Origin of the sequence: Kitasatospora putterlickiae (genome assembly GCF_039527695.1) — a bacterium.
GTDB classification, from domain to species: Bacteria; Actinomycetota; Actinomycetes; order Streptomycetales; family Streptomycetaceae; genus Kitasatospora; species Kitasatospora putterlickiae.
Genome location: NZ_BAAAKJ010000219.1, coordinates 6,290 through 9,442, shown reverse-complemented (window position 1 = coordinate 9,442; position 3,153 = coordinate 6,290). Strand labels below are relative to the sequence as shown.

3 protein-coding genes are annotated in these 3,153 nt (G+C 73.9%); 1 reads left to right on the top strand and 2 read right to left on the bottom strand.

The genetic code is table 11. The annotated features are described in order from the left end of the window. Positions 1–336 precede the first annotated feature (336 nt). Positions 337–1,254, top strand: coding sequence for a DUF3109 family protein (locus ABD308_RS21990; protein ID WP_425554828.1), 918 nt, complete (start codon positions 337–339; stop codon positions 1,252–1,254). A 44-nt stretch (positions 1,255–1,298) separates the two neighbouring features. Here the strand turns inward: ABD308_RS21990 and ABD308_RS21985 are convergent, their stop codons facing one another. Then, positions 1,299–2,468, bottom strand: a complete 1,170-nt coding sequence (locus ABD308_RS21985) for an NADH-quinone oxidoreductase subunit D (RefSeq protein ID WP_344337827.1) — start codon at positions 2,466–2,468, stop codon at positions 1,299–1,301. Then, positions 2,465–3,153 (bottom strand): SAM-dependent methyltransferase (locus ABD308_RS21980; protein ID WP_344337826.1); only part of this gene is annotated, 689 nt, incomplete at its 5' end. The genes ABD308_RS21985 and ABD308_RS21980, both read right to left, overlap by 4 nt.

Below are 3,153 nucleotides of genomic sequence, written 5' to 3'. Positions count from 1 at the left end.
CGCTGTTCCAGGGCGCCGGCGGCCTTCCCGAAGTCCGCCGAGATCTTCTCGAACTCCCGTCCTTCGCCGTGCAGTTCCCACGGCTTGATGACGAACTCGCTGCCGCCGCCGGCCATCCCCGTACCTCCCCGTGCGCTGGACCGGCCGCCATCCTAGGCCCGCCGCGGCCCCCGTACGGCGCCCGCCGACGACCCCTCCACCCGCCCTTCACGGCGGCCCCGCACACCCCGCCGACCGGCCGGAACGCCCCGACGGCCGGCCGCCGCGCGGTGAACTCACCGTAAACCCCGTGGCCACGGACGGTTCGAAGCCTCGCGAAGGCTCTACCCTTGCCGGGTGGCAGCAGCAGACACGTCCCAGCACACCAGTGGCACCTCCAAGGGGAAGAAGGCCAAGCCGAAGGCCGGCGGCCCGACCGCCGTCGACCTCGCGATGCCGGTCCTCCGCACCGAGCTCCGCCCGGAGGTCCCGCTCGACTTCCCGCGCGCCTGGGTCGAGTTCACCGACCCGGACGACGAGGAGCAGGTCTTCCGCTGCGACCTGACCTGGCTGACCTCCCGCTGGTCGTGCATCTTCGGCCAGGGCTGCCAGGGCATCCGCGAGGGCCGCGGCGAGTCCGACGGCTGCTGCACGCTGGGCGCGCACTACTCGGACGAGGACGACGAGAAGCGCGTCACCGGCCACGCGGCCCGGCTGACCCCGGAGATCTGGGAGAACCACGCGCACGGCACCGACGCCAAGGGCCGGATCAGGACCGACGGCGGCATCACCATGTTCGACGAGGACGGCGACCGCCAGACCCGGCGGGTCAACGGCGCCTGCGTCTTCGTGAACAGCCCCGGTTTCGCCGGCGGCGCGGGCTGCGCCCTGCACGCGCTCGCGCTCAAGGAGGGCCGCGAGCCGCTGGAGACCAAGCCGGACGTCTGCTGGCAGCTGCCGGTGCGCCGCACCTACGACTGGATCGACCGCCCGGACGACACCCGCTACCTCCAGGTCACCATCGGCGAGTACGACCGGCGCGGCTGGGGCCCGGGCGGCCACGACCTGCACTGGTGGTGCACCGGAAGCCCGGACGCCCACCAGGGCGCCGACCCGGTCTACGTCAGCTACCGCCCGGAGCTCACCGAGCTGATGGGCCGGGCCGCGTACCGGGTGCTGGCCGGGCTGTGCGAGGAGCGGATCGCCACCAAGGGCGACCGGAAGGTGGCCCCGCACCCGGCCGACCCGGCGAAGAGGAAGCCGAAGACCACGTAGCGCCGAGGGGGCGGCCCGCCCGCCCCCTCATCCGCCCGCGGGCCTCACTTGTCGATGTCGCCGACGACGAAGAACATCGACCCGAGGATCGCCACCATGTCCGCCACCAGCGTCCCCGGCAGCAGCTCGGTGAGCGCCTGGATGTTGTTGAACGACGCCGAGCGCAGCTTGAGCCGCCACGGCGTCTTGTCGCCGCGCGACACCAGGTAGTAGCCGTTGACGCCGAGCGGGTTCTCCGTCCAGGCGTAGGTGCTGCCCTCGGGGGCCTTGAGCACCTTGGGCAACCGCAGGTTGACCGGCCCGGGGGCGAGCCCGGCCAGCGTGTCCAGGCAGGCGTCGGCGAGGTCCAGCGAGTTGACCGTCTGCTCCAGCAGGCACTCGAAGCGGGCCAGGCAGTCGCCCTCCTCGCGGGTGACCACGGTCAGCACCCGGCGCAGCTCCTCGCTGCCGTACGCGAGGTAGGGCTCGTCGCGGCGCAGGTCGAGGTCCAGGCCGCTGGCCCGCGCGATCGGGCCGCTGACGCCGTACGCCTCGGCCTGCGCCCTGGTGAGGACGCCGACCCCGGCGGTGCGGGCCCGGAAGATCTCGTTGCCCAGCACCAGTTCCTCGAAGACGGGCAGCTGGGAGCGGACCACGGCGACGGCGGCGCGGACCCGGCCGAGCCAGCCGGCCGGGAGGTCCTCCTTCAGGCCGCCGACCCGGTTGAACATGTAGTGCATCCGGCCGCCGGAGGCCTCCTCCAGCACGTGCTGGAGGTCCTCGCGGCCGGAGAAGGCGTGGAAGATCGGGGTGATCCCGCCCAGCTCCAGCGGGTAGGAGCCGAGGAACATCAGGTGGTTGAGGACGCGGTTCAGCTCGGCGAGCAGGGTGCGGATCCACACCGCGCGCTCGGGCACCTCCATGCCGAGCATCCGCTCGACGCCGAGCACCACGCCCAGCTCGTTGGAGAAGGCCGAGAGCCAGTCGTGCCGGTTGGCCAGCATGATGATCTGCCGGTAGTCCCGGGCCTCGAAGAGCTTCTCGGCGCCCCGGTGCATGTAGCCGATCACCGGCTCGGCGCTGACGATGCGCTCGCCGTCCAGCACCAGCCGCAGGCGCAGCACTCCGTGGGTGGCCGGGTGCTGCGGGCCGATGTTGAGCACCATGTCGGTGGCGCCCGCCTCGCCCGTGAAGTTCTCGGCTCCCGCCCCGATGCCGACCGTGGTCTCCCTCATGGGGTGAGAGTCTGCCATCCCGGCAGCGCCTCCAGACTCGGCGGTACCGGCATGCGGACGGTCTGCGCCAGCCAGCCGAACGCGCCGAGCCCGGCCGGGTCGGTGAGCTCCGCGCCCTCGCCGGCCCCGCCGAGGGCCCGCAGGTAGCCGGCCGGGTCGGTGGACGCGAGGGCGAGCGCGGGCCGGGCGCCGCTGACGCCGAGCGCCCGCAGCGCCTCCCGCTGCGTCGTCCACAGGCTGTGGAGACCGGGGACGGCGACGGCGTCCAGCGCGACGTGCGCGGTGACGTCGCAGGAGCCGTCCGGCACCGGGGCCACCTCGCGGCCAGCCCGGAAGCCGGTGCGGGTGGGGAACGGCGGACGGCCGGCGGCGGTGTGCCCGTAGTCGGCGGCGACGGCGAGGCCGCGCTCCAGACCGGCCACCGCGTGCGCCCAGGCGGCGTCCCGGGGGGTGCCGAACTCGGCGAAGTCCCCGGGGTGTTCGGCCGGCCACCAGCGGGCGGCCCAGGCGGCGTCGGCGGCGTCGACCGGGGCGCCGAGCCGCTCCTCGCCGGTTCCGGTGTCCACCTCCAGGTAGCGCAGCACCCCGTCCTCGCCGACCTCGCCGGTGTCCAGCGGCACGTTGTCCAGCCACTCGTTGGCGAACAGCAGCCCGGTGGCGCCGCGCGGCACCTCGTCGGTCCACA

Coding starts and splice junctions, on each gene's coding strand:
- ABD308_RS21985 (WP_344337827.1), bottom strand. CDS start 2,468: ATGAGGGAGACCACGGTCGGCATCGGGGCGGGAGCCGAGAACTTCACG.